Source organism: Actinomadura madurae (assembly GCF_047130825.1).
GTDB lineage: Bacteria > Actinomycetota > Actinomycetes > Streptosporangiales > Streptosporangiaceae > Spirillospora > Spirillospora madurae.
The window spans coordinates 6,700,262-6,723,927 of record NZ_CP083237.1 but is presented as its reverse complement, the minus strand read 5'-3'; the positions used below and the strand labels follow the sequence as shown (position 1 = coordinate 6,723,927).

Below are 23,666 nucleotides of genomic sequence, written 5' to 3'. Positions count from 1 at the left end.
GCCCCGGTTCAGGCGCGGACTTCGCGGATGATGCCCACCAGCTCGCGGGTCACGGACTTGAACCCGGGCATGCGCGACATCGAGACCATGCGGTTGACCAGCGGGACCGTCCGCTCGACGAGCAGGTAGGTCTTGCGGCAGCCGGGCGAGCTGTCGTGCACCCAGTACAGGACGATGCCCATCGAGTAGATCCACAGCAGCTCGGGCAGCTCGGCCCGGAACTCCTTGTCGATCTTCAGGTCGGAGCCCTCGACGACCTCGCGGTAGATCGCCACCGCGGAGTCGCGGGCCGGGCCGGACTCGGCGCTGAACGGGTTGAGCGGGCTGGTCGGCTCGGCGGCGAACTTGAAGAACTTCCCGGCGAACTCGTGGTACGGCACCATCGTGTCGACCCGCGCCTTCAGCACGCCGAGCAGCCGGGACGCGAACGCGGTCTCGGCGTCCAGGACGGCCCGGCAGGCCGCGACATGATCGTCCTGCAGCTCGTCGTAGTAGGCCTGGATCAGCTCCTCTTTGGAGCCGAAGTAGTAGTAGGCGTTGCCGACCGAGACGCCCGCCTCCTTGGCGATCGCCCGCATCGTCGTCGCCTCGTAGCCGCGCTCCCGGAACAGGCGCAGCGCCGTCTCGACGATCAGGGCGCGCGTCTGCTCGGACTTCACGGCCTTCGTCTCGGTCACGCATGCCACCCTAAAGCCCGAGTGCGACGTCCCGCTCATGCCACGAACCGCCGCACGGCGCAACCCCGCGTCCGGGAACGGTATACCCAGACGGGACCGGCATCGCGCCACCCCCGCTCAGCCGGCGAGTTCGGCGGCGATCAGCTCGGCGGTCTGGGCGGTGTTGAGCGCGGCGCCCTTGCGCAGGTTGTCGCCGCTGAGGAACAGGTCGAGCGCGTACGGGTCGTCCAGGGAACGGCGGACGCGCCCGGCCCAGGTCGGGTCGGTGCCCGCGACGTCGGACGGGGTCGGGAACTCGCGCGTGTCCGGGTTGTCGCACAGCACGACCCCGGCCGAGCGGGCGAGGACGTCCTGCGCCTCCCGGCGGCCGGTCCGCTCCTCGAACACCGCGTGGACGGCCATCGAGTGACCGGTGATCACCGGCACGCGCACGCAGGTCGCCGCGACCCGCAGCCCCGGCAGGCCGAGGATCTTGCGGGTCTCGTCGCGCAGGCCGACCTCGTCGGACGTCCAGCCGCCGTCGGCCTGCGTCCCCGTCCACGGCACGACGTTCATCGCGAGCGGCGCGGGGAACGGGCCGAGCTCGCCGACGACACCGCGGATGTCGCCCGCCCGGTTGCCGAGCGCCCGGTCGCCGCCGACCTTCTCCAGCTGCCCGTACAGGGTGTCGGTGCCGGCCCGGCCCGCCCCGGACGCCGCCTGGTAGGACGCGATGACCAGCTCCTTCAGCCCGTACCGGCGGTGCAGCGCGCCGATCGCCACGATCATCGACAGCGTGGCGCAGCCGGGGCCGGCGACGATGCCGCGCGGGCGGTCCCGCACCCGCTCCGGGTTCACCTCGGGGACGACGAGCGGCACGTCCGGTCTCGTCCGGAACGCGCGGGAGCCGTCGACCGCGACGGCGCCGCGGGCCGCAGCGACCGGCGCCCACTCGGCGGCGACCGCGTCCGGCACGGCGAACATCGCCACGTCGACGCCGTCGAAGACCTCGGGGGTCAGCGGGGCCACCGGCACGTCCTCGCCGCGCACCTGGAGCGTCCGTCCGGTAGAACGTTCCGACGCCACGAGCCGGATCTCCCCGTACACGTCCCGGCGGGTGGACAGCAGGTGGCGCGTCACCGAGCCGACCGCCCCGGTCGCGCCCACGACCGCGAGGGCCGGACGTCCGGAATCCGAGTCCATCGTCGCACTCACATCCTCAGAACTACCGCGATCCTCGACCGGTTCCCGGACGGGATGCTCCCACCGGCGGCGACGCGGGTCTGAGTCGGGCGACGCAAAAGGCCGCGCGGGACGGGATCGCCCGCGCGGCCCCGCGGAACGTCAGCGGCCGGTGCCGCCGTAGACGACGGCCTCGACCTGGTCGGAGTCCAGGTCGAAGGCGTGGTGCGCGGCGGCGACCGCGGTGTCGATGTCGTCCTGCGCGACGACGACGGAGATCCGGATCTCCGAGGTGGAGATCATCTCGATGTTCACCCCGGCCTCGGCGATCGCGCCGAACAGCGTCGCGGTGACGCCCGGGTGCGAGCGCATCCCGGCGCCGATCAGCGACACCTTGCCGATCCGGTCGTCGTAGCGGAGCGACTCGAACCCGATCCGCTCCTTGACCTTGTTCAGCGCGGTCAGCGCGCTCTGCCCGTCGGTGGACGGCAGCGTGAACGAGATGTCGGTCCGCCCGGTGGACGCCGCCGACACGTTCTGCACGATCATGTCGATGTTGATCTCCGCGTCGGACAGCACCGTGAAGATCGTGGCGGCCTCGCCGACCTTGTCCGGCACCCCGACCACGGTGATCTTGGCTTCGCTCCGGTCGTGCGCGACGCCGGAGATGATCGCCTGCTCCATGTCCTGTCCCTCGATCTCACTGCTGTCGACGACCCACGTGCCCTCCTTCTGACTGAAGGAGGAGCGCACATGGATCGGGATGTTGTACCGGCGCGCGTACTCCACGCAGCGCAGATGCAGGATCTTCGCGCCGCTCGCCGCCATCTCCAGCATCTCCTCGTAGGAGATCTTCGGGATCTTGCGGGCGGCGGGCACGATGCGCGGGTCGGCGGTGAAGACCCCGTCGACGTCGGAGTAGATCTCGCAGACGTCGGCGTCCAGCGCCGCGGCGAGCGCCACCGCGGTGGTGTCGGACCCGCCGCGGCCGAGCGTGGTGATGTCCTTGGTGCCCTGGGAGACGCCCTGGAAACCGGCCACGATGCAGATCGAGCCCTCGTCCAGCGCGGTCCGGATCCGTCCCGGCGTCACGTCGATGATCTTGGCTTTGCCGTGCGAGCCGTCGGTGATGACGCCCGCCTGGGAGCCGGTGAACGAGCGGGCCTCGTGGCCCAGGTTCGCGATGGCCATGGCGAGCAGGGCCATCGAGATGCGCTCGCCCGCGGTGAGCAGCATGTCCAGCTCGCGGCCCGGCGGCAGCGGGCTGACCTGCTTGGCCATATCGATGAGATCATCCGTCGTGTCGCCCATGGCGGAGACCACGACGACCACGTCGTTGCCCGCCTTCTTCGTTGCGACGATGCGCTGGGCGACCCGCTTGACGCCATCGGCGTCGGCGACGGAGGAGCCACCGTACTTCTGCACGACAAGAGCCACGAGCGGGCGCTCCTCGGATCGGGGTCAGGCGTTCCGGACGACGAGTCTACAGAGCCCGCACCGATGGATCACGACCAGGTAACTCCGCGTCGCCGGGCCGGGGCCGCTACACGGCCGCCCGCGCGGGCACGAGCGCCTCGGCCAGCCGCCGCCACTGGGGCATGGCCGTCCGGCCGGGCTCGACCCCGATGACCTGGACGCCGACATGGTCGGCGCCGGCGTCGAGGTGATCGTTCAGCCTGCGGACGATCGCGTCGAGGTCGCCCCAGACCACCAGGTCGTCGACGAGCCGGTCACTGCCCTCGCGGACGTCGTCCTCGGTGTACCCGAGGCGGAGGAACTTCGCGACGTTGTACTTCTCCTTCAGGTATCCGCTGAGGTGCTCCCTTGCGATCTCCCGCGCCCTGCCCGGGTCGCTCTCGAAGAGCACCGCCTGCTCGACGCCGAGGAACGGCCTCTTGCCGAGCACCTCGCGCGCCCGCGCCGTGTGCTCCACGGTCACGTGGTACGTGTGGGCGCCCGCGGACCGGTCGCGCGCCATCGCCAGCATCTTCGGCCCGTAGGCCGCCAGCACCCGGCGGACGGGCGCCGCCGGCTCGGGGTTGGCGTTCGCCGTCGCGTCCATCTCGTCCAGGTACGCGCTCATCGCCCGCAGCGGGGTCGTCTCGGCGTGCGGCTCGCCCCCGAACCCGAGGCCGAGCAGGTGCCGTCCGGGGTAGGCGTCGGCCAGGAGCCAGGCCGCTCCCCGCGTCCAGAGGGCTCCGCGCGACCAGATCCGCGCGATGCCGTTGACGACGGCGATGCGCTCGGTGGAGGCGAGCAGGAAGCCGGCGTGCGTCATCGCCTCCCGCCCGTCCCGTTCCGGGATCCAGACCGCCGGCCAGCCGGCCTCCTCCAACTCCTGGACGGACTCCCGGATCAGGCTCGCGGGCTGCTCCTCGAAGTCGAACGTCCAGATCCCGTAGCGCCCCAGGTCCATTCCCTCGATCGCGCCCATGATCACCCTCCTGATCGTCGTCCCGGCTTACGAATCGAAGTATCGCATAATTTCGATATGTATGGTCCGGCGGGGCTTTGATCGCAGGTTCGCCTCGCGGCTAGAGGGAGCGTCCGAGCGCTTCGACGAGACGGGCGATGCGCTCTTCGTCCCGCCTGTAGTGCGTCCACTTGCCGACGCGCGTCGAGATGACCAGCCCCGCCCGCTCCAGCGCCGCCATGTAGGACGAGACGGTCGACTGCGCCAGCCCGGTCTTGGCCTGGATGTGACTCACGCACACGCCCACCTCGTCGGGGTCGGCGATCCCGGTCTCCACCGGGAAGTGCTCCCGCGGGTCCCGCAGCCACTGGAGCATCCGCAGCCGGACGGGGTTGGCCAGCGCCTTGAACGCCTCAAGCAACTCGGCGGAGGCGTCCGTTGACGGTGGCGTGTGCGTGCTCATGGTCCGAAGCACGAGTATAGGCGGTCACCACGACGTTTCGCGGTTCCTCGATCCGACCTGGACGGCCTGGAGCGCGGGCGGACCTGCTCGATGCGGCGCCGCCACCGTCCGCGGATCCGCGAAGTCCCCGAAAAGGGCAACCCCTTTACCCGGCCAGGCCATCCTCGGGCAATATCCGTCCATCAACGGCACAAAAGGCGTAGCCAAATGAAATCGACGGTGCCGAGGGAATTGATTTCGGCGGCCGGGGGTAAACCATGGTCGCTCTCCTTGGCGAGGAGTGACGACCGGACCGAGACGGGGAGACGGCCATGAACAGAATCCTGATCTCTGAGAACGATGAACGCATCGCCCGGTTCATCCACAAGGGACTGCGCACCCATGGCTTTCACCCGACCGTCGTCGCCGACGGCGACACGGCGCTCAGGCACGCCCTGTCCGGCGAATACGACCTTCTCGTGCTCACCATCGGGCTTCCGGGCCGCGACGGCTTCGACGTGCTCCGGCGGATCCGCGCGGCGCGAGCCACCCTCCCCGTGATCATCCTGACGTCGCGCACCACGGTCGGCGACACCGTCGCGGGCCTGGACGGCGGGGCGGACGACTACATGACCAAGCCGTTCCGGTTCGATGAACTGCTGGCGCGGATCCGGCTCCGGCTCCGCACCGCGCACGGCGCGGTGGCGGCGCCCACCGCCCTCAGCGTCGACGGGCTGACGCTCGACCTGCGCACCCGCCGGGCGCGGACGCCCGCCGGGCACACGGTGGATCTCAGTGCGAGGGAGTTCGCCCTGCTCGACCTGCTGCTGCGGCACCCGCGACAGGTGGTCTCCCAGGAACAGATTCTCGACCATGTCTGGGGCCCCGACGTGGGCCCCTGTTCGAACGTCGTGGCGGTCTACATCGGACGGTTGCGGCGCAAACTCGGGCCCGGCGTGATCGAAACGCTCCGCGGCATGGGGTACCGGTGCGGCTGAGCGGCACGTCCCGATCCCCCTTCTCGCTATCTTCCCTCATTTTGGTCAGAGCCCTGATCAGTCGAGCGTGAGAGAACGCTCACGCCCCTTTCACGCTGGCTTCACGTGGGCGGCACAGGCTGACTGTTGGACTTTCCTCTTTGCCTGGCGTTCGGACGGAGGACATGTCCCGGACGGTCCGCCTTCAGCCCGCCTTCACGTGAGCCGCTGAGAGAGGGGTGGTCGATGAAACGCGTGCTCGTGCTCACCGACTCGCGCTATCTGGGTCAGCTCATGCCGCGCGCCCTCGTGGCCGCGCTGCGCGGTCGCGGGGTGCCGGTCGTGGCGGCCCCGGTTGATCGGCTCGTCACCGAGGTGCGGGCCGACGGCGGCGCGGTGCGGGGCGTGCGGCGGGGCCCGCCGGCGCCGCGGCCGGGTGATCTCGTCGTGCCGCGCACCCGGGACCCGTTCGCGCTGTCGCTGCTGTGCCGCGCGCAGCTCGACGGTGTCCGCACGGTCAACCGCTGGGAGGCGATCCAGGCGGTGCGCGACAAGCCGCACGCCGCGCTGCTGCTCGCCCGCGCCGGGGTGCCCGCCCCTCGGACGTTCCTCACCGACCGGCCGGCCTCGCTGGCCGGCCTTCCCGCCGCGGCGTGGCCGCTGCTGCTGAAGCCGCCCTACGGCGACAACGGCGCCGGGATCGTCCGGGTGGACTCCCCGCGCGATCTGGAGCGGCTGCCCTGGCCCGACGGCATGGTCCTCGCACAGCACTACGTCGACGTGGCAGGGGTCGACGTCAAGCTGTACGGGGCGGGCACGGAGGTGTGGGCGGTGCGGCGGCCCTCGCCGCTGCTCGCGCCGGGACCGTGGGACGAGCCCGAGCCCGTGCCGGTCACCGAAGAGCTGCGGGGGCTCGCTCTCGCCTGCCGAGACGCCTTCGGGCTGGAGCTGTACGGCGTGGACGTGCTGCCGTCCCCCGGCGGACCGCTGGTCGTCGACGTCAACGACTTTCCGAACTACACGGGGATCGCGGAGGCTCCCGACGCCGTCGCCGACCTCGTCGAGTCCCGTCTGGCGGAGGTGGTTCCGTCTTGACCACGATCAGAACCGGGGTGCGGGTCGTCCTGGTCCACGGCAAGAAGCCGACGCCCCACTCCATCGTCTGGAAGGTGCTCGCGGAGTTCCGCGCGCTGGGCGCTCACATCGAGACCTGGCAGGACGCGCCGGACCTGCCGGGGGCCGTCTTCGCCCGGGCCGACCTGGTCATCCTGCGGTCGGTCCATCCCGCCACGGCGGCGTCGGCGCGCGCGAGCGCCCCGGCGGAGGCCGCCTGGTGCAACGCGCCGGCGGCCACGGCGACGGTCGCCGACCGGGTGGAGACCTGGCGGCGGCTCGCCGCGGCCGGCCTCCCGGTGCCGCCGGCGCGGGTCGTCGACGATCCGCGGGCGGTGGCGGCCATCGCCGCCGGCCGGCCGGTGGTGGTGAAGACGCCGCTGGGCAGCCGCGGTGAGGGGGTGACGCTCCTCGATCAGGGGGACGCCTTCCCGGCCCGCGGCCCTGGGCCCTGGCTCGTCCAGGACCGGATCCCGGGCGACGGGTGGGACCGCAAGCTGTTCGTGGTCGGGCCGCACGTCCACGGGACCCTGCGCCGCTGGCCGGCCCGGTCTCTCGCCGAGAAGCTGGGCCGCCCGCTGCCTCCGGACGCCGAGATGGCGGACCTGGCGCTCGGCGCCGGGCGCGTGTTCGGGCTGTGCGCCTACGGCGTCGACATGATCGGCGGGACGGACGGGCCGGTGATCGTCGATGTCAACGCCTTCCCGGGGTTCAAGGGCGTCCCCGGCGCCGCCGGCCTCGTCTTCGACCACCTGCTCGGCCACCTTGAAGGGGGGCGCAGCCATGCGCGTAGTGATCGTCGGTTCCGGGAAGCTGGGCTGCGGGTACCTGGTCCCCCTGTTCCTGGAGGCGGGGCACGAGGTGCTGCTCGGCTGCCGGACCCGTGACACCGCCGGCCGCATCCGATCGGCCGGCGGCTGGCGGGTGCGGGTGACCGGGGAGCCGCCGGAGGAAATCCGCGGTGTCGCCGCCGCGGCGGTGGGCACGGCGGAAATGGATCGGGCGGTCACGAGCGCGGACCTGGTCGTGCTCAGCGTGGGCGAGGGGAAGGTCGCGGAGGTGGCGCGGCATCTGGTCCCCGGGCTCGCCGCCCGCCGGGGCCGGCCGCTGGACGTGTGGGTGGTGGGGAACGCCGACTGCGCCCGCCGGGTGCGCGGAGCGCTCGCCGGCACCGCGGAGGCCGGCGGGACGCCGCTGCCCCCGCTCGGGATCGCCGGGGCGGTCGCCCGGGTGGCCGTCAGCCGCGGCAGCTGGCACGAACCGGGGGTGCCGGAGTTCGTCGGGGACGCCGCCCGGCGGCTGGACGTCGACGCCCTCCCGCTGCACCTGGCGCCGCCCGCGCTGCCGGGCGTGCACGCCACCTGCGAGTTCGGCGCGCGGCTGCGCGAGAAGCTGTTCGTCTTCAACACGGGCCACGCGTTCACCGCCTACCTCGGCTGGCTGCGCGGCCACCGCACCATCGACACGGCGATCCGCGACCCGTTCGTCCGGCCGGTCGTGACCGGCGCGCTGCTCGCGGCCCGGCGCGCCGTCCTCGCCGCCCACCCGTGCCTGTGCCCGGGACACGCGCCGGACCTCGTCGCCGACGTGCACGCTCCCGTCGCCGACGTGCTCGCCCGCTACGGCAACACCGAACTCGCCGACCCCGTCGTCCGGGTGGCCCGCGACCCGATCCGCAAGCTCGCGCCCGGCGACCGGCTGCTCGGGCCGGTCGCCCTCCTCGGCCGGACCGCCCCGCGCGGCCTGGCCCCCTTCGTGCTCGGCGTCGCCGCCGTGCTTTTGTACGGGTACGGCGACGGGGCGGTGCTGGCGGCCGACACGTCGGCGCGCCGGCTGCGCCGGCTGCTGGACGCGCGAGGCGCGCCCGCGGTGCTGACCCGCGTGTGCGGCCTGGACGCCGATGACGGGTTCGCGACCGCGGTCGCCGACTGCTACCGCGGCTTCCGGTACGCCGACGGCGGCCCGTGGTTCCCGCCGTCCCTGCGCGGCGTGCCCGGCTTGAGCGACCCTCGCCCAGAGACGGTGCCCCGATGAGCGGGGTGCGGGTCTGCGTCCTGGTCGAGGCCGGGTCGGACGCGACCCGCAACCCGCTGCTGCGCCCGCTCGGCGCGGCCCTGACCGCACGCGGCGGGGGCCTCACGTCCTTCGACGCGACCGTCCCGTGGGAGCCCTCGGACCTGCCGGAGGCCGACGTGTACCTCATCAAGGGCGGCGACCCGGCGGTGCTGTGCGCGGCGGGGGCCGTGGCCGACGCGGGCGGCGCCTGCCTCAACGCCCTCCCCGCGACGTTGCGCGCCATCGACAAGATCCGGTCGCTGGCCCTGCTCGAACGGGCGGGGCTGCCGGTCCCCCCGACGACTGTGGCGGCCGACGCCGGCGCGGTGGCGGACCTGCTCCGGACGGCCGGAAGGCCCCGGTTCGTGAAACCGCTGCGCGGCCGCCTGGGCCGGGACGCCGGCACCCTCTACCCGGGAGAGCACCCGGCGGGCGGCGGACCCTGGCTCGTGCAGCACGTCATCGACGGGCCCGGCTTCGACTACAAGGTGTGCGGCGTGGACGACCGGGCCGCCGTCCTGCGGGTCCGCGTCGAGCCCGGATGCCCGGACGTGCCGCGCGTCCCCGTCCCCGACCCGGACCCGTCGCTGGTGCGGCTCGGCCTGCGGACGGCCGAGGCGTGCGGGCTGGTCTGCTGGGGCATCGACGTCGTGACCTGCGCGAACGGCCCCGTCATCGTCGACGTCAACACCTTCCCCGGCTTCCGCGGGGTGCCGGACGCCGCCGGCTGGGTCGCCGACGCCGCCCTCGCCGTCGCGGGCCGGGGACGCGCGCCATGAGCGTGCCGAGGGTCTTCCGGACGGGCGGCTCCCCGCCCGACCACGCGCTGCGGGCCGTCGTCGTGGAGGGTTTCACGACCCGGCTGGCCTTCGGCGTGGTGATCTTCGCGATGCCGCTCTACGCCCGGCAGCTGGGCATGTCGCTGGCCGAGATCGGCGTGCTCGTCGCGATGAAGCCGCTGGTCGAACTGATCGTCAAGCCCTTCATGGGATGGACGGTGGACCGGTGGGGCGCCCGGCGCGGCTACCTGACGGCGGTGACGGTGCGGCTCGTCGCGTCGATGCTGCTGTTCACCGCCGCCACGCCCGCCTCCCTCTACCTGGTGCGCCTGGTCCAGGGGGCGGCGTCGGCGGCGCGGGATCCGGCGTCCATCAGCGTGGTGGCCGGCTCCGGCACGCGGAAACTCGGCCGGGCCTTCTCGATCTCGTTCGGCGCGAAGGACCTGGGCGCCGTGTCGGCGGGAGCGCTCGGCGGGCTCCTCCTGGCCATGAGCGGCAATGACTTCCGGCTGCTGTGGGGCTTCGTCGTGGCCGTCTCCTTCGTCCCGGTCCTCGTGGTGTGGCGCTGGGTTCCGCGCCCGGAACCGCGACCGCCGGACACGGCGGCGGGCAAGGCGGCGGACACGGCGGCGGCCGGGGAGCCGGCCGCCGTCCGGCTGGTGAAGGACCCGCCGCGGGGGCGGGCCGACCCCGGATCCCGCGTGTTCCGCGACAGCCGCCTGCGGCTGCTGTGCGCGCTGGGCCTGCTCGCCGGGATGACCGCCCACATGACCCACGGGCTCTTCCCCCTGCTCGCCGCCGAGATCGCGGGCCTGAGCCCCGGGCAGATCGGGGGGATCTACTCCGCGTCCGTGCTCGTGCTGCTCGTCGTCGGCCCGCTCGCCGGCCTGGCCGCCGACCGGTTCGGCGCGATGCCGCTCACCGGGGCGCGCGCGGTCGCCAACACGCTGTCCTCCCTGCTGTACCTGGTCTTCCCGACCGCCGCCGGCCTGCTGACCGGCCGCCTCGTGGACGTCGCGGGCCGCGCCGCGTTCCGGCCGCCCTGGGGAAGCCTGCTGGCCCAGGCGGCGCGCCGCGCGGGGCCGCGGGCCGGCCGGGTCGTCGCGACCCTCGACACCGCGCTGTCGGTCGGGGAGGCCCTCGGGCCGATCATCGCCGCGCTGCTGTGGGACGTGTGGGGCCTCGCGGCGTTCCTGCTGGTCCGCGCCGGGCTCGGCATCGCCACCGAACTGATCGTCTCACGACGCCTTCGCCACACCGCGCTCTGAGACCCGTGCACTGCGCGCGCCGGCCAGCGGGCTGCCGCGGGGCCACGGCGGCCCGCGTTCGCGGGCCGGCGCTGCTGATCTTCGTCGGCCGCCCGTCCAGGCGCTCTGCGCGGGGGCGGCTCGACAGGCGGGCGGAGTGGGAGATGTCACCGCGTTTCCGGCCTTCTCGGCGGACCACCCGGAAGTAGGGCAAAGCGTCTACGTATCGACGGGGTGGGCGGTGCCGCGGGTCGTGCCGTCCGCCGGCGATCCGCCGCGCCCGTGCCCGCGGGCACGTGTGCCGGGATGTCCGAGCCGAGGGGAGAGCCGATGGGCGCGTTCGATGAGCTGCCGCGGGTGCGCAGAGGTCCGCTTCATTCGCTGTACGCGGCGTTACGGCGGCGTGCTCCGCAGGTGTCCGCGACGCGGCCGGACGACGGAGCGGTCCTGCACGTGGCGTACCGGGGGCAGGAGGCGACCGTCGCCTGGGACGACGACCTGCGCCTTTACGCGTGGACGTCCGAGCCGGGCGGGCAGATCGGCCCGGACCCTGAGAAGGCGGCCGAGCTCGTCGCCTGGACGCTGGGCGCGTCGGTGAACGCGGACGCGTCCGGCTAGGACGGTCGGCCAGGACGGTCCGGCTATGCGGTCCGGCTATGCGGTCCGGCTGGGGCGGGGTGGCTGGGGCGGGGGTGGCTAGGCCGTCGCGACCTCTGGGGAGACGTCCAGGCGGGAGTTCGCCACGAAGGCGTGCAGGGCCCGCAGCGCGGCACCGGCGTGGTTGCCCCAGTGGTTGAAGTAGGAGTACTGCCACCACCAGAGGGCCTCCAGGGGACGGTCCTGGTTGTAGTGGCGGAGCCCGTGGACGAGGTCGCTGGCCACGTCGACCAGGTCGTCCGACAGGCGGTACGCGGTGGGCTCGGTGTCCTTGTACGGGTCGAAGACCTCGACGTACTCGTCCAGGGCCTGGAGGCGCTCGCGGAGACCCTGCCGGACGGCGTCGAGATCCGGGTCGTCGCCGACCTCGGGCTCCCAGTTGTCCGGGAGGATCACGTCGGCGCTGGCGCCGAGCTGCGCGCCGGCCAGGATGACCTGCGACACCTCCAGGAGCAGCAGCGGGATGGTGTGCTTCCCGCCGTCGCCGCGGGCGACCGCCTCCAGGCCGTTGAGGTAGTTGTCGACGTGGCACGCCACGCGTTCGGCGAGAGCGTTCCAGTCCTGCGGGCTGTTGGTGTCAGACATCGAGCAGCCTCCGTCCTTCGAATGCGCGGCCCAGCGTCACCTCGTCGGCGTACTCGAGGTCGCCACCCACCGGCAGGCCGCTGGCCAGACGGGTGACGGTGATGCCCATGGGCTTGACGAGCCGGGCGAGGTACGTCGCCGTCGCCTCGCCCTCCAGGTTGGGGTCGGTGGCGAGGATCAACTCGGTCACCGTCCCGTCCGCGAGCCGCTGCATCAGCTCGCGGATGCGCAGGTCGTCGGGGCCGACGCCCTCGATCGGGCTGATCGCGCCGCCGAGCACGTGGTAGGTGCCGCGGAACTCGCGGGTCTTCTCGATCGCGACGACGTCCTTGGACTCCTCCACCACGCAGACGATGTGGGGATCGCGGCGGGCGTCACGGCAGATCCGGCATTCCTCTTCTTCCGCGACGTTTCCGCACGTCTTGCAGAAGCGGACCTTGTCCTTGACCTCCTTGAGCGCCTTGCCGAGGCGCTCGACGTCGGCGGGATCGGCGGCGAGGAGGTGGAAGGCGATCCGCTGCGCGCTCTTGGGGCCGACGCCGGGCAGCCTGCCCAGCTCGTCGATGAGGTTCTGAACCACCCCTTCGTACAACGGACCCCTCCTTTCCTGGTCGCTGCGCTCAGGCGCCCTGGCCGCCGCCGAGGCCCGGGAAACCGCCGGGCAGGCCGCCGCCCCCACCGGGGAGGCCGCCTCCGCCGGGCAGGCCGCCGAGGCCCTGGGCGAGCGGTCCCATCTTCTCCTGCTGGAGTTCCTGCGCCTCGCGGCCGGCGTCGCGGATCGCGGCCAGCACCAGGTCGGCGATGGTCTCCGCCGTGTCGGCCGGGTCGCCGGGGTCGATGGCCTTCGGGTCGATCGACAGGCCCGTGACCTCGCCCTGCCCGTTGACCGTCGCGGTGACGAGCCCGCCGCCGGCGGTCCCCGTCACCTCGGCCTCCGCAAGCTCGCGCTGCGCGTTGAAGAGCTGCTCCTGCATGGCCTGCGCCTGCTGGAGCAGTTCCTGCATGTTCAGCTGACCACCGGGTTCCACGGTGCACTCCCTCTTCCGGCCCCCGAGGGCCTGCTCACTGGCGCTCCGCCAGCCACCGGACGTCCGTCCCACGAGACTACGGGTTCGGCGCACGATGCGATACGCGGGACCGACGGTCCCCGGTCCCCTTTCCTAGGAGTTGTCGATCTCAGGAGTTGTCGATCTCACGGATGATCCGGCCGCCGAGCTCGCGCTCGATGAGCGCCATCCCGTTCATCTCGGCCTCGATCCCGTCGGCGTCGGCGTCCCCCTCCGGGTCGACTTCGTCGCTCTCGTCCAGGGGACCGGGGTCGGGGGGCGGCGGCGGCTCGTCCGGCGGCGGGGGCGGCGGCTCGGGCGCGCGCTCTGCTCTCTCGGGCCTCTCGAACCTTTCGGGCCCCGGCCCGGACGGCTGCGCGGCCGGCCGGGCCGGGGACCGCGGCTGCGGTGCCGGGTTCGGTGTCGCCGCTCCACCGAACCCGCTGCTAGGGCCCGGCCTCCCCGATGGGGGACCGGCCGGTGCCCCGCCGACGACGGTCTCGATCCGCCAGTCGACGCCCATCCGCTCCTTGAAGACCTCGCGGAGGACGGCGTCGCGCCCGCCGTTGACGAATCCCAGCCGGCGCCCCTCCGCGTCGAACCCGAGCGTGAGGACCTTCCCGTCCAGCGACACCGGCTGCACCCCGGACATGATGACCATCCAGGTGGCGCGGCTCTTCTGCTTGACGGCCTCGACGACGTCCGGCCACAGCCGCTGAACAGCCCCGAAATCCACCCCACCGCCGGACGCGGAAGCCGAGGCCCCCGGCGCCGAAGCAGCCGGCGGGGCCTGGGCCTGTCCCGGACGAGCGGGCGTCCCCGCACCGGACGTCCCCGCGTGGGCCGTCCCCACATGGGGCGCACCCGCACCGGGTGCACCGGCGTGGGGCGCCGCACCACGGTTATCCACAGAGTCTTGTTCGGCGGGCGCCGGGGTGGAGCGGGGGTTGACACTGGAAGTGGGGTCGCCCCCCTGGGAGGGCGGGGAGTATTCTCCCCCCGTTTGTCCCGGGCCATCGTCGCGCGTTTGCGCCGAACCGCCTTGCCCCGGGCCGCCTTGCCCCGGGCCGCCTTGCCCCGGGCCGCCTTGCCCCGGGCCGCCTTGCCCCGGGCCGCCTTGCCCCGAACCACCCTGTGCGGGGCCACCCTGTGCGGGGCCACCCGGCCCCGACCATGCCGCCGCGCTGGGACGAGGGCCGACGCCAGAATCGGGACCGCCCCCCGGCCCGGCACCGAATCCGCCCTGGGAGGCCTGGCGTTCGAGGCGGTCCAGGCGGGCGAGCAGGGACGCCTCGTCCTCGTAGGCCGCCGGCAGCAGGATCCGCGCGCAGATCAGTTCGAGCAGCAGGCGCGGGGACGTCGCACCGCGCATCTCCGTGAGGCCGGTGTGCAGCAGGTCGGCCGCGCGCGTCAGCTCCCCCGGCCCCATCGAGGACGCCTGCCGCCGCATCTGCTCCAGCTCGTCCGGCGGGACGTTCAGCAGCCCCGAACCGCCCGCCTCCGGGACGTTCGACAGGATCACCAGGTCGCGGACGCGTTCGAGCAGGTCGGCGGCGAAGCGGCGCGGGTCCTGCCCGCTCTCGATCACACGGTCGATCGCGGCGAACACGGCCGCGCCGTCGCCGGCCGCGAAGGCCGCGATGACCTCGTCCAGCAGCGCCGAGTCGGTGTAGCCGAGCAGCGAGACGGCCCGCGCGTACGTGATGCCCTTATCGTCGGACCCGGCGAGAAGCTGGTCCAGGATCGACAGCGTGTCGCGCGCGGATCCGGCGCCCGCCCGCACGGCCAGGGGCAGCGCGGAGGGCTCGTACGGGACGTCCTCGCTCCGCAGGATCTCCTCGACGAGCTCCTGCAGCACGCCGGGCGGGATCAGCCGGAACGGATAGTGGTGCGTCCGGGACCGGATCGTCCCGATGACCTTCTCCGGCTCGGTCGTCGCGAACACGAACTTCAGGTGCGGCGGCGGCTCCTCCACGAGCTTCAGCAGCGCGTTGAAGCCCTCGCGGGTGACCATATGCGCCTCGTCGATGATGTACACCTTGAAGCGCGCCGACACCGGGGCGAAGAAGGCCCGCTCCCGCAGGTCGCGGGCGTCGTCGACGCCGCCGTGGGACGCGGCGTCGATCTCGATCACGTCGATGTGCCCCGTCCCGGACGGCCCGAGCGCGACGCACGAGTCGCACTTGCCGCACGGGTCGGGGGTGGGGCCCTGCTCGCAGTTCAGCGAGCGGGCGAGGATGCGGGCGCTGGACGTCTTGCCGCAGCCGCGCGGACCGCTGAACAGGTACGCGTGGTTGATCCGGCCGTTGCGCAGCGCCTGCCGCAGGGGCTCGGCGACGTGCTCCTGCCCCTTCAGCTCGGCGAACGTCGCTGGCCGGTACTTGCGGTACAGAGCCAGACTCATCGGGGGTCCGCCCTCCCTCGAGAAGCAGAGCGTCGGATGCGCAGGGTCGCCGTGAACCGGTCGCCGTCAAACCAAGGGACCCCCCGCACACCCGCCAGAGCCTGCTTATCCTTGCTGCCTTCCGGCCCTGGGGAGGTTCACAGGGTGACGCCATGCGAGGGGTCCTCTCACAGTCTATGGCATCCCCCACCCTGGATTGCCATGCTTCCCGCGTAGTCTCCGTCCCATGGCCGCCTCACCCCGGGACACGCTCCTGCACATCGCCGAACGAACCCACTGGGAATCCGCCCGCGCCGCCGGTGTGTCGTACTCGATGTCGACACTGGGCCGGACGCTGGACGAGGAGGGCTTCATCCACTGCTCGTCCGACATGGCGCAGGTGAACGGCGTCCTGGGCCGCTTCTACGGCGGCATCCCCCGGGAAGACCTGGTCCTGCTGGCCGTCGACGTGTCCCGCCTGGAGGCCCCTGTACGGTACGAGCCCGCCGGGGACGAACTCTTCCCGCACGTGTACGGCCCGATCCCGGTCTCCGCTGTAATTGAGGTCAGGTCACTACCCGAGAACCGGTAGGCTTTCCCGTGGAGGATTCGCCTAGTGGCCTAGGGCGCACGCTTGGAAAGCGTGTTGCGTGCAAGCGCTCGCGAGTTCGAATCTCGCATCCTCCGCCAAGCCTCACCAGGCAGACCTTCCGGGGGCGGCTCCCAATGGGCGCCGCCCTCAGCGCTTTTAGCGTCAGCCCTGGTCTCGATGGGGTTTCACTCCCAGATCAGGACTCCGTGCTCGTCCGCCCAAGCGTCGAATCCGTCGATCGGGCTGTGGTTCTCAAGTGCGTCGGCGAGCATGGCGGTCACGCTGTCCCATCGCGGTTCGCCGTCGGTGGAGACCTTGTCGAACTCCCGCACACACCCGTGCCGGGGGCCAGACCGGAGATCGACGAACAGGTCCTCGCCGCCGCCGCTGCCGGCGATGGGCAAGAAGGCGAGGAGCCACGTCCCCGCCTCTGTGCCCGCAGGGTCGGCCTGCGCTTTGGCGAAGTGCTCCTCCGTGACCCGTCCTTGTTCAAGCAGTTGGTCATGCCAGACCTGCCACCACACCTTCCGCGAGGCGAGTGCGTGCTCGATGCGGCAGGGAGCGTACCCCGGGAGCAATTCGAAAGGCTCGTGGGACCAGATGGACGCGCTACCGTTCGCGCGCCGCCACCAGGCCGCCAGATCAGCGGGCAGCTCCACGCCCACGGCCTCCTCGGCCGCGGCGATGTCCGCGTCGGCGGCGGGTGGGCTTATGCGGTCCAAGGTGGCCGGGGCGTGTTGGGCCAGCCAGTCCAGGATGCGGTCCCACGACTCGTCAACGGTCGGAGTCATCGGCACATGATCGACCGAGGGACCGGGGGACCGGGGGCCTCGACCTTCACGTCACGGGCTGTTGGGGGAGACCGGGCGTTCGAAGAAGGTCTCCAGGACGACCGTCGCGTGGGTGCCGTTGACTCCCTGGATGTCGTAGAGGCGCCGTAGGACGTCCTGCAGCCTGCTCGTCGTGGACGTGCGCACCTTGACCAGGACGGACGCCTTTCCCGCGACGACGTGGGCCTCCTGCACCTCCGGTATGGCGGCGAAGTCGGCGGCGCGCTCGCCCATCCAGACCGACGAGTCGATCATGACGAAGGCCAGCACGCCCTGCCCGAGGGCGGCGGGCTCGACGTCCACGCTCGTCCTGCGGATGATCCCCCGCTCGCGCATCTTGCGTACCCGTTGGTGGACGGCGCCCGCCGACAGGCCGACGGCCGTGCCGAGGGCGGCGTAGGACCGGGTGGCGTCCTGCTGAAGAAGTTCGAGCAACCGACGATCGATGCCATCCACGTTCTTCACGAGATGACTGTATCTCGTATGGCTGGAGCGGGATATGGCTGAATGGCAACGAAAAAACGACGAATCGACCGGCCGTCCCGGCGGTGACGCGCCGTACGCTGCGATGATGCCGATGATCGTTGATCATGAACTCGTGGAGGCGGCGGCGCGTGTCGCGGCCGGGCACGCCCGGGGCGACCGGCACACGGTGGCCGCCGCGGCCCGCGCCCGGGACGGGCGGATCGTCACCGCGATGAACGTGTACCACTTCACCGGTGGCCCGTGCGCGGAACTCGCCGTCATCGGCACCGCCGCCGGCCAGGGCGCTCACCACCTCGACACGATCGTCGCGGTGGGCGACGGCGACCGCGGCGTGATGCCGCCCTGCGGGCGCTGCCGGCAGGTCCTCCTCGACTACTTCCCGTCCATCGGGGTCATCGTCGCCGCCGGTGACGCACTGAGCGCCGTTCCGATCGCGGAGCTGCTCCCCGCCGCCTACGTCTGGACGGACCAGCGCTGACGATTCGCCCCGCGGCCATGACCCGCGGGTCAAGTCCGGTACTTAGTCACCGGCTGGTTGAGCTGCCGCGTAACTGGTTTACCAACTCTGGCAAGCCGAGTGACGCGTGTTGTTGCGTTGCCTTCTCGGGCTGGAGGGCGACGCCGTAGACTCGTAGGGTGATCTTCAAGGCGGTGGGTGATGGAAGGCCCTATCCGGACCACGGTCTCTCGTCCCGGGACTGGGCCAAGATCCCGCCGCGCCAGGTCCGCCTCGACCAGCTCGTCAGCACGAAGCGGGAGATGGACCTCCAGTCGCTGCTCTCCAAGGACTCGACGTTCTACGGCGACCTGTTCCCGCACGTGGTCCAGTGGCAGGGCGAGCTCTACCTGGAGGACGGCCTGCACCGGGCGCTCCGGGCGGCGCTGCACCAGCGCCTGGTCCTGCACGCGCGCGTCCTCGACCTGGACGCCGTCGACCTGACCTGATCAGCGCGCGCGGGCGGGCTCGGCCGCGGTGAGCTCCTTCGGCTCGACCAGCGGAGCACGCGGACCGGACGTGCGGGCGAACCCGGGGCGCGCCGCCAGCAGTCCGACGGCCAGCTCCGGCACGACCAGGACCAGCAGCAGGACGAGCGGAACGTTCCACCCTCCCGTGGCCTCGTGCAGGACGCCGACCGCGAGCGGTCCGGTGGCGGCGAGGAGGTAGCCGCCCGTCTGCGCCATCCCGGACAGCCGCGCGGCGGCGGACGGGCTCGGCGACCGGAGGCTGAGCAGCGTGTAGGCCAGCGGGAACGCGCTGCCGGTGCCGACGCCGAGGACGGCCACCCACACCCAGCCGGCGGAGGGGACGAGCAGCAGGCCGCCGAGGCCCGCCACCATGACGGCGACGACCGCGACGACGAGGGGACGCTGGTCGCCCAGGCGCGCGGCGAACACCGGGACCAGGAAGCCGAGCGGGATCCCGACGATCATCATCGTGGAGACCATCATCCCGGCGGCCGCGGGCGGATACCCGGCGTCCCGCATGATCTCCGGCAGCCACGACATCAGCACGTAGAACATCAGCGACACCAGCCCCATGAACGCGGCGACGTACCAGGCCACCGCGGAGCGGAGCAGGGACCCTCCCGCGTGCGGGGCCGTGACCGGGGCGGCCGGGGCGCGGCGCCGCTTGACCGCGAGCGGTCCCCACACCAGGGCCGCGACCAGGGACGGGACGGCCCAGACGGCGAGGGCGAGCCGCCAGCCCCCCGCCTCGTCCAGCGGCACCGCGAGCCCGGCCGCGACCGCGCCGCTGGCCGCCATCAGCATCATCGCGAGCCCGGTCAGCGACCCCACCCGGGACGGGAACGCCCGCTTGATCACGGCGGGCAGGAGCACGTTGCCCATGGCGATCCCCGCGCCGGCCAGGACCGTTCCCACGAACAGCGACACCGGCGACTCCACCACCCGCAGCACGATGCCCGCGGTGATCATCACGAGGGATCCGGCGATGGCGGTCTCGGTGCCGGCCAGCCGCGCCGCCGCCGGTGCCACGGCCGCGAACACCCCGAGGCACAGCACCGGCAGCGTGGTGAGGATCCCGACCTCGGCGCCGGACAGCCCGAACTGCTCCCGCAGCTCGCCGAGCACCGGGGAGATGCCGGTGATCGCGGCGCGCAGGTTGACCGTGAGCAGTACCAGGCCGACGAGCGACCACACGGCCACGGCGCGGGGAACGGGGGTCGTCTGAGAGCTGTTCATTTCACCTGTTCGTCAACGCTCGGCGGACGGTGAGCCCCTTGAGGGAACCCCGCCCGATCTCTGTCGTCATCGGGTCTTCGTCTCGCGCCGGCCTGAATCGGAGCCGGCTGGGCAGCCCCCGGCCACGCCCCCTCAACCGGCCCGTGGCTCCGCATCGCCCTGGGAGTGGCGAGGGACGTGGCGGTTGGTGCGTGTATGGGGGACTGGCGCGTCGTCAGCCCATCAATGCTCCTGCGCGGCCACAGGACGGCTTCCAGGCGCTGAGGCGGCCGAGGCCGTGGAGGCGAGGATCTGGTCCAGGCAGGCGTGGGTGGCCCGGGTCGCGGCGTCGGCGTCGCCCGCTTCGATGGCGGCGGCGATGGGGCCGTGCGGGACGTCGGCGTGCTCCAGGAGGATGCCGGCCGCGCCGATGCTGGCCCGGAGCGCGGCGCTGAAGTCGTGGTAGAGGTCGGTCAGGACGCGGTTGTGGGTGGCTTCGACGACCGCGGTGTGGAAGGCGAGGTCCGCCTCGACGAAGGTCGCGTGCTCGCCCGCCGCCCAGGCCGCGTCGCGGCGCGCGAGGGCGACCGCGATGGCGGCGATGTCGGCGTCCGTGCGGCGGGTGGCGGCGAGCCTGGCGGCCTCCACCTCCAGCCCGCGCCGGACCTCCAGGGTCTCGACGAGTTCCGCCGTTTCCAGGCGTCGCCGGACGGCCCCGGACAGCTCGCTCGTCGCGCGCACGTACGTGCCGTCGCCCTGGCGGCTTTCGAGGAGACCGGCGTGGGTGAGGGCCCGCACCGCCTCGCGGACGGTGTTGCGGCCGACCCCGAGCGTCTCCGACAGCACCGGCTCCGGCGGGATCTTGGCGCCCACCGGCCAGCCGCCCCCGGCGATCTCGTCCCTCAGCTGGTCGATCACCTGGTCGACCAGCGACGACCGGCGTGCCGTGCGCAGCGTCACCTCAAAACCTCCAGTCAGCCAGTCATCCCATGTTTCGATGATAGGACACCTGACGGACCGGTTTTATTCCGCCCGGACGCGTGGGACGGTCAGACGTGCGCCTTCGCGTCGGAGGCCGAGGGGAAGGTCGACAGGCCGGCGGCTTCGAGGGCGTGCCGGTAGGCGGTGGCGGCCTGCTCGGCGTCCTGGACGAGTTCGTGCAGCTCGCCCAGCTCGCGGTAGAGGTGCGCGACGGGACGGCCCGCGGGCATGGCGGCCAGCTGCTCCGAGGCGGCCCGCAGGACGACCCGGGCGGCCGGGCGGTCGCCCTGCGCGACACGCGCGCGAGCCAGGACGAGCCTGGCCAGGACGGTCTTCTGGGACCGCACGGTCAGGTCGGTGCCGGGTTGCGGGGCCGCGGTGTGGCTGCTCGTCGGGGCGGCCAGGGCCAGGCCCGTGTCGAGGAACTGTTCGAGCGTGGCGATGGCGTCGCCCAGGTCGCCGGTCAGGACCAGCGCGCGGGCCTGGGCGATGGTCCGCTCGGTCGCCTCGGCGCCCTCAAGGCTTTCGGTCTCCCGCAGCAGTTCGAGCGCCTCCCGCGCCGCCTCCCGCGTGCCCTCCGTGCGGGGGCGTTCGAAGCCGAACTCACCGGGCGGCACGACGTCGGCGGGCGCGTCGGCGGAGAACGGCATGACGCCCCGCAGCAGCGCCTTGGCCCCGGCCAGGGCGAGGCGCGCGCGGGCCTGCGTGGGGGTGGTGTCGGTGCGTGCCGACAGGGCCTGGTCCGCGAGGTACAGGGAGTCGCCGACCGTCCCCTCGTCCAGGGCGCGCATGCTCGCCCGCTGGTAGTGGACGCTCACCGGCTCCGTGTCGGTGGAGCCGCGCGGGCCGAGGAGGCGCCGTCCCAGCTCGTGGGCGCGCACGGGGTCGGAGCGATCCACGTACGCGAGCAGCAGGATGCGCCCGGCCTCGGTGTATTCGTGTCCCGCGTGGAGGCCGAGCTGGTCCAGCCGTTCGAGGGCGCGCTCACCGAGCGCGATCGCCTGCCCCAGGTCGCCGACGGTGTGGTAGCTCCGGGCGAGCGCGATCACGGGGGGCAGCCAGCTCGCCCGGCCCGGGTCGCGTTCGGCCTGCTCGCGCAGCTCCTCGAAGAGCGCGATGGCCCGGTCGGTCCGGCCCATCTCCTCCAGGGCGCGGGCGCGGCCCCAGCGGGCGCGGGCGGTCAGGTCGGGGTCGTCGCTGCGGGCGATCACCTCGTCGAACCCGGCCTCGGCCGTCGCGGGGTCGCCGCGCAGCAGCGCGAGGTGCGCGTGCCGCTCCCGGACCTCCAGGTGGGCGCGCTGCTCCGGCTCGACGCCCTCGGCGAGGTACTCCGGGGTGCAGCCGAGGCGCTCGGCCAGCATCCGCAGGACGGTCGGAGTCGGCGTGCGCTTTCCCGACTCGATCAAGGAGATATAGCTGTCGGAAAGGTCGTGACCGGCGAGCTGCGCCTGCGACAAGCGTCTGGTCAGCCGCAGGTTGCGGACGCGTTCTCCGACGTTGCCTGGACCCGGCATGTGGACTCACTTAGCGGAAGTAAACAGGCGGCTGGGGTGCCGACATGATTGCACATCGCGGGTAAACGCACATCGAGGGCAATGATGCGGCGGAAGTGGGGACCGGCCGGGCGGCCGGCCCAGGTCGCCGCGCGCGCACCGGGGGAAGGCCGGGGTGCGCCGGTTTCGGCCGGCCGATCGTCCCGCCGTCGCGACGACTGTCATTCGCCGACGGTATCCCGACCGGCCGTACGGAACCCCCGGCACCGCCGATATTGACCAGTCCACCGCGTTTTCCGGACATTACCGCCGAGTAAGTTTCGAGTCAGGCCTCGGGACCGGGGCCGTCCTTCGGCAGCGGGGCGGTCGGGACGTCCTCGGGCTCCTTGGGCTCCTTGGGACGGCGCGGCGGCGGGGGCGGGGGCAGCGTCTTCTCCTCCGGCGCCGGGTTCTTGTTCGGGAAGATCATCTCGCAGACTTCGAGGTAGAGCTGCTCGGGGTAGGGCAGGAAGTCGACGTTGGTGAGGGCCTGGTCCTGGCCGGCGGACTCCAGGATGAACTCGCCGTAGCCGAGCATGCGGCCCGCGATCGTCCGCTTGAAGCTCATGTCGGTGACCTTGGCCAGCGGCATCATCGCGACCTTGCGCGTGATCAGGCCGGTGGTGAGCAGCATCCGCTGGTTGGTGATGACGAAGTAGTCGACGGACCACTCCGCCACGCGCCAGACGAACCAGGCGAGCAGGATCAGCCAGCCCCACCAGATCCAGCTGATGGCGGTGCCCGCGTCGCTGGCGACCGTGTTGGTCAGCACGCCCGCGATGATCAGCCCGCCGAGCAGGAGCCCGACCGGGACCATCAGGATGGCCGGGTGCCGCCGGACCGTGATGACCTGGTTCTCGTGGGGGAGCAGGTACTTGTTGACCGATGCCGGCGCGGAGTCGCCGGGAGTGACGAGCCTCATGCCGGCCTCAGGCGAGCGCGTTGACGAAGGTGGCCAGCGAACCGGCGGCGGACGCGAGGCCGTTGGCCGCGTTCTCCACCGACTGGGCCGCGCCGTCCGGCTGCTTGATGACGTAGAAAGCGACGAAGGCCACCGCGGCCCACGTCATGTACTTCTTTGCGGGCACGGCTGCCTCCCGGAGCGTTGACCCACGGACCCCGGTTCAGTTTCGCACAGCGGCCACGACCGGCAAAGCACGCGCCGCAGCGCGTTGGACACGGCGCGCGGCGGGCCGCGCACGGCGCGGAGCACGCCCCCGGCCAGGGCGCGAAGAGCGTCCCGGCTAGGACGTGTTGCCGTGCGACGTGCGGCTCGTCCTGCGCCGCTTCTCGGCCGCGACGGTCGCGAGCACCTCCAGGTGCCGGCGCGCGATCCGTTCCACGAGCTCGGGCGGCGCGGAGCCGATGACCTCCTCGGCGCCGTACCGCGCGGCGTCGACGTACCGGTCCACCGTGTCGGCGCCGTGCACCCCGTCGAACTCCTCGGCGAGCCGCTCGCCGATCGCGGCGTAGCGCGGCAGGTTGCCGTCCTCGTGGTGAGCCATCTCGTGTCCTTGAGGTCGCTCGCA

26 protein-coding genes, 1 tRNA gene, 1 other RNA gene and 1 pseudogene are annotated in these 23,666 nt (G+C 72.6%); 11 read left to right on the top strand and 18 right to left on the bottom strand.

Going from position 1 to position 23,666, the window contains the following annotated elements:
- Positions 1-8: 8 nt before the first annotated feature.
- From K8Z49_RS30835 to K8Z49_RS30815, 5 genes are all read right to left on the bottom strand, one after another.
- On the bottom strand, positions 9-677 hold the full coding sequence (locus tag K8Z49_RS30835; protein WP_021597088.1) for a TetR/AcrR family transcriptional regulator: 669 nt from the start codon (positions 675-677) through the stop codon (positions 9-11).
- Between the two features lie 117 nt (positions 678-794).
- A complete protein-coding gene (locus tag K8Z49_RS30830; protein WP_412515854.1) occupies positions 795-1,859 on the bottom strand; it encodes an aspartate-semialdehyde dehydrogenase in 1,065 nt (354 codons plus the stop codon).
- Positions 1,860-2,000: 141 nt separating this feature from the next.
- On the bottom strand, positions 2,001-3,275 hold the full coding sequence (locus K8Z49_RS30825) for an aspartate kinase (RefSeq protein ID WP_024934438.1): 1,275 nt from the start codon (positions 3,273-3,275) through the stop codon (positions 2,001-2,003).
- A 106-nt stretch (positions 3,276-3,381) separates the two neighbouring features.
- Positions 3,382-4,272, bottom strand: coding sequence for a TIGR03620 family F420-dependent LLM class oxidoreductase (locus tag K8Z49_RS30820; protein WP_024934437.1), 891 nt, complete (start codon positions 4,270-4,272; stop codon positions 3,382-3,384).
- Positions 4,273-4,372: 100 nt separating this feature from the next.
- A complete protein-coding gene (locus K8Z49_RS30815) occupies positions 4,373-4,714 on the bottom strand; it encodes an ArsR/SmtB family transcription factor (RefSeq protein ID WP_021597092.1) in 342 nt (113 codons plus the stop codon).
- 311 nt (positions 4,715-5,025) lie between these two features.
- Between K8Z49_RS30815 and K8Z49_RS30810 the strand changes: the two genes are divergently transcribed.
- The 7 genes from K8Z49_RS30810 (at position 5,026) to K8Z49_RS30780 (ending at position 11,482) form a co-directional block, all read left to right on the top strand.
- Complete coding sequence (locus K8Z49_RS30810; protein ID WP_021597093.1) at positions 5,026-5,691, top strand: response regulator transcription factor; 666 nt, start codon at positions 5,026-5,028, stop codon at positions 5,689-5,691.
- Positions 5,692-5,916: 225 nt separating this feature from the next.
- Positions 5,917-6,765 (top strand): ATP-grasp domain-containing protein, encoded by an 849-nt coding sequence (locus K8Z49_RS30805; RefSeq protein ID WP_412515853.1) that lies wholly within the window; start codon positions 5,917-5,919, stop codon positions 6,763-6,765.
- Positions 6,762-7,670 (top strand): ATP-grasp domain-containing protein, encoded by a 909-nt coding sequence (locus K8Z49_RS30800; protein ID WP_024934435.1) that lies wholly within the window; start codon positions 6,762-6,764, stop codon positions 7,668-7,670. The genes K8Z49_RS30805 and K8Z49_RS30800 overlap by 4 nt, the downstream gene beginning before the upstream one ends.
- Entirely contained in the window at positions 7,567-8,817 is a 1,251-nt protein-coding gene (locus tag K8Z49_RS30795) for a hypothetical protein (protein ID WP_412515852.1), read from the top strand. Before K8Z49_RS30800 ends, K8Z49_RS30795 begins: the two co-directional genes overlap by 104 nt.
- Positions 8,814-9,617, top strand: a complete 804-nt coding sequence (locus K8Z49_RS30790; RefSeq protein ID WP_412515851.1) for an ATP-grasp domain-containing protein — start codon at positions 8,814-8,816, stop codon at positions 9,615-9,617. Before K8Z49_RS30795 ends, K8Z49_RS30790 begins: the two co-directional genes overlap by 4 nt.
- A complete protein-coding gene (locus tag K8Z49_RS30785; RefSeq protein ID WP_412515850.1) occupies positions 9,614-10,885 on the top strand; it encodes an MFS transporter in 1,272 nt (423 codons plus the stop codon). The genes K8Z49_RS30790 and K8Z49_RS30785 overlap by 4 nt, the downstream gene beginning before the upstream one ends.
- Before the next feature lie 309 nt (positions 10,886-11,194).
- A complete protein-coding gene (locus K8Z49_RS30780; RefSeq protein ID WP_021598840.1) occupies positions 11,195-11,482 on the top strand; it encodes a hypothetical protein in 288 nt (95 codons plus the stop codon).
- 78 nt (positions 11,483-11,560) lie between these two features.
- On the opposite strand, the gene K8Z49_RS30775 is transcribed toward K8Z49_RS30780, so the two are convergent.
- The 5 genes from K8Z49_RS30775 to ffs form a co-directional block, all read right to left on the bottom strand.
- Positions 11,561-12,106 (bottom strand): DUF5063 domain-containing protein, encoded by a 546-nt coding sequence (locus K8Z49_RS30775; RefSeq protein WP_021598841.1) that lies wholly within the window; start codon positions 12,104-12,106, stop codon positions 11,561-11,563.
- Positions 12,099-12,698, bottom strand: a complete 600-nt coding sequence (gene recR, locus K8Z49_RS30770; RefSeq protein WP_412515849.1) for a recombination mediator RecR — start codon at positions 12,696-12,698, stop codon at positions 12,099-12,101. Before recR ends, K8Z49_RS30775 begins: the two co-directional genes overlap by 8 nt.
- A gap of 28 nt (positions 12,699-12,726) precedes the next feature.
- On the bottom strand, positions 12,727-13,134 hold the full coding sequence (locus K8Z49_RS30765) for a YbaB/EbfC family nucleoid-associated protein (protein ID WP_024934432.1): 408 nt from the start codon (positions 13,132-13,134) through the stop codon (positions 12,727-12,729).
- 148 nt (positions 13,135-13,282) lie between these two features.
- On the bottom strand, positions 13,283-15,556 hold the full coding sequence (locus K8Z49_RS30760; protein WP_412515848.1) for a DNA polymerase III subunit gamma and tau: 2,274 nt from the start codon (positions 15,554-15,556) through the stop codon (positions 13,283-13,285).
- A 71-nt stretch (positions 15,557-15,627) separates the two neighbouring features.
- An RNA gene (ffs, locus tag K8Z49_RS30755) (signal recognition particle sRNA small type) lies at positions 15,628-15,723 on the bottom strand.
- Positions 15,724-15,782: 59 nt separating this feature from the next.
- Here ffs and K8Z49_RS30750 point away from each other — a divergent pair.
- Both K8Z49_RS30750 and K8Z49_RS30745 read left to right on the top strand, forming a co-directional pair.
- Positions 15,783-16,127, top strand: coding sequence for a DUF952 domain-containing protein (locus tag K8Z49_RS30750; protein WP_024934430.1), 345 nt, complete (start codon positions 15,783-15,785; stop codon positions 16,125-16,127).
- Between the two features lie 10 nt (positions 16,128-16,137).
- Positions 16,138-16,225, top strand: a tRNA-Ser gene (locus tag K8Z49_RS30745).
- A gap of 87 nt (positions 16,226-16,312) precedes the next feature.
- Here K8Z49_RS30745 and K8Z49_RS30740 read toward each other — a convergent pair.
- Positions 16,313-16,918 (bottom strand): SMI1/KNR4 family protein, encoded by a 606-nt coding sequence (locus K8Z49_RS30740; protein WP_412515847.1) that lies wholly within the window; start codon positions 16,916-16,918, stop codon positions 16,313-16,315.
- Between the two features lie 51 nt (positions 16,919-16,969).
- Positions 16,970-17,422 carry an Lrp/AsnC family transcriptional regulator gene (locus K8Z49_RS30735; protein ID WP_235206317.1) on the bottom strand — a complete coding sequence of 151 codons (453 nt, stop codon included), beginning with the start codon at positions 17,420-17,422 and terminating at the stop codon, positions 16,970-16,972.
- Positions 17,423-17,534: 112 nt separating this feature from the next.
- Between K8Z49_RS30735 and K8Z49_RS30730 the strand changes: the two genes are divergently transcribed.
- A complete protein-coding gene (locus K8Z49_RS30730) occupies positions 17,535-17,921 on the top strand; it encodes a hypothetical protein (RefSeq protein WP_021598850.1) in 387 nt (128 codons plus the stop codon).
- A gap of 158 nt (positions 17,922-18,079) precedes the next feature.
- The gene (locus K8Z49_RS30725; protein ID WP_021598851.1) at positions 18,080-18,388 is read left to right on the top strand and encodes a type II toxin-antitoxin system VapB family antitoxin; all 309 of its coding nucleotides are present in this window, start codon (positions 18,080-18,082) and stop codon (positions 18,386-18,388) included.
- On the opposite strand, the gene K8Z49_RS30720 is transcribed toward K8Z49_RS30725, so the two are convergent.
- The 6 genes and pseudogenes from K8Z49_RS30720 to K8Z49_RS30695 all read right to left on the bottom strand — a co-directional run bounded on the left by K8Z49_RS30720 (position 18,389) and on the right by K8Z49_RS30695 (position 23,642).
- A complete protein-coding gene (locus K8Z49_RS30720) occupies positions 18,389-19,645 on the bottom strand; it encodes a CynX/NimT family MFS transporter (protein WP_412515846.1) in 1,257 nt (418 codons plus the stop codon).
- A 222-nt stretch (positions 19,646-19,867) separates the two neighbouring features.
- Complete coding sequence (locus tag K8Z49_RS30715; RefSeq protein WP_021594666.1) at positions 19,868-20,584, bottom strand: FadR/GntR family transcriptional regulator; 717 nt, start codon at positions 20,582-20,584, stop codon at positions 19,868-19,870.
- Between the two features lie 89 nt (positions 20,585-20,673).
- On the bottom strand, positions 20,674-22,119 hold the full coding sequence (locus K8Z49_RS30710; protein WP_024934427.1) for a helix-turn-helix domain-containing protein: 1,446 nt from the start codon (positions 22,117-22,119) through the stop codon (positions 20,674-20,676).
- A 430-nt stretch (positions 22,120-22,549) separates the two neighbouring features.
- Positions 22,550-23,059: pseudogene (locus tag K8Z49_RS30705) on the bottom strand (PH domain-containing protein); the annotation flags it as partial.
- Between the two features lie 7 nt (positions 23,060-23,066).
- Positions 23,067-23,225, bottom strand: coding sequence for a hypothetical protein (locus K8Z49_RS30700; protein WP_162531663.1), 159 nt, complete (start codon positions 23,223-23,225; stop codon positions 23,067-23,069).
- 156 nt (positions 23,226-23,381) lie between these two features.
- Positions 23,382-23,642: a hypothetical protein gene (locus K8Z49_RS30695; protein WP_021594661.1), complete on the bottom strand. Its 261-nt coding sequence runs from the start codon at positions 23,640-23,642 to the stop codon at positions 23,382-23,384.
- Positions 23,643-23,666 lie beyond the last annotated feature (24 nt).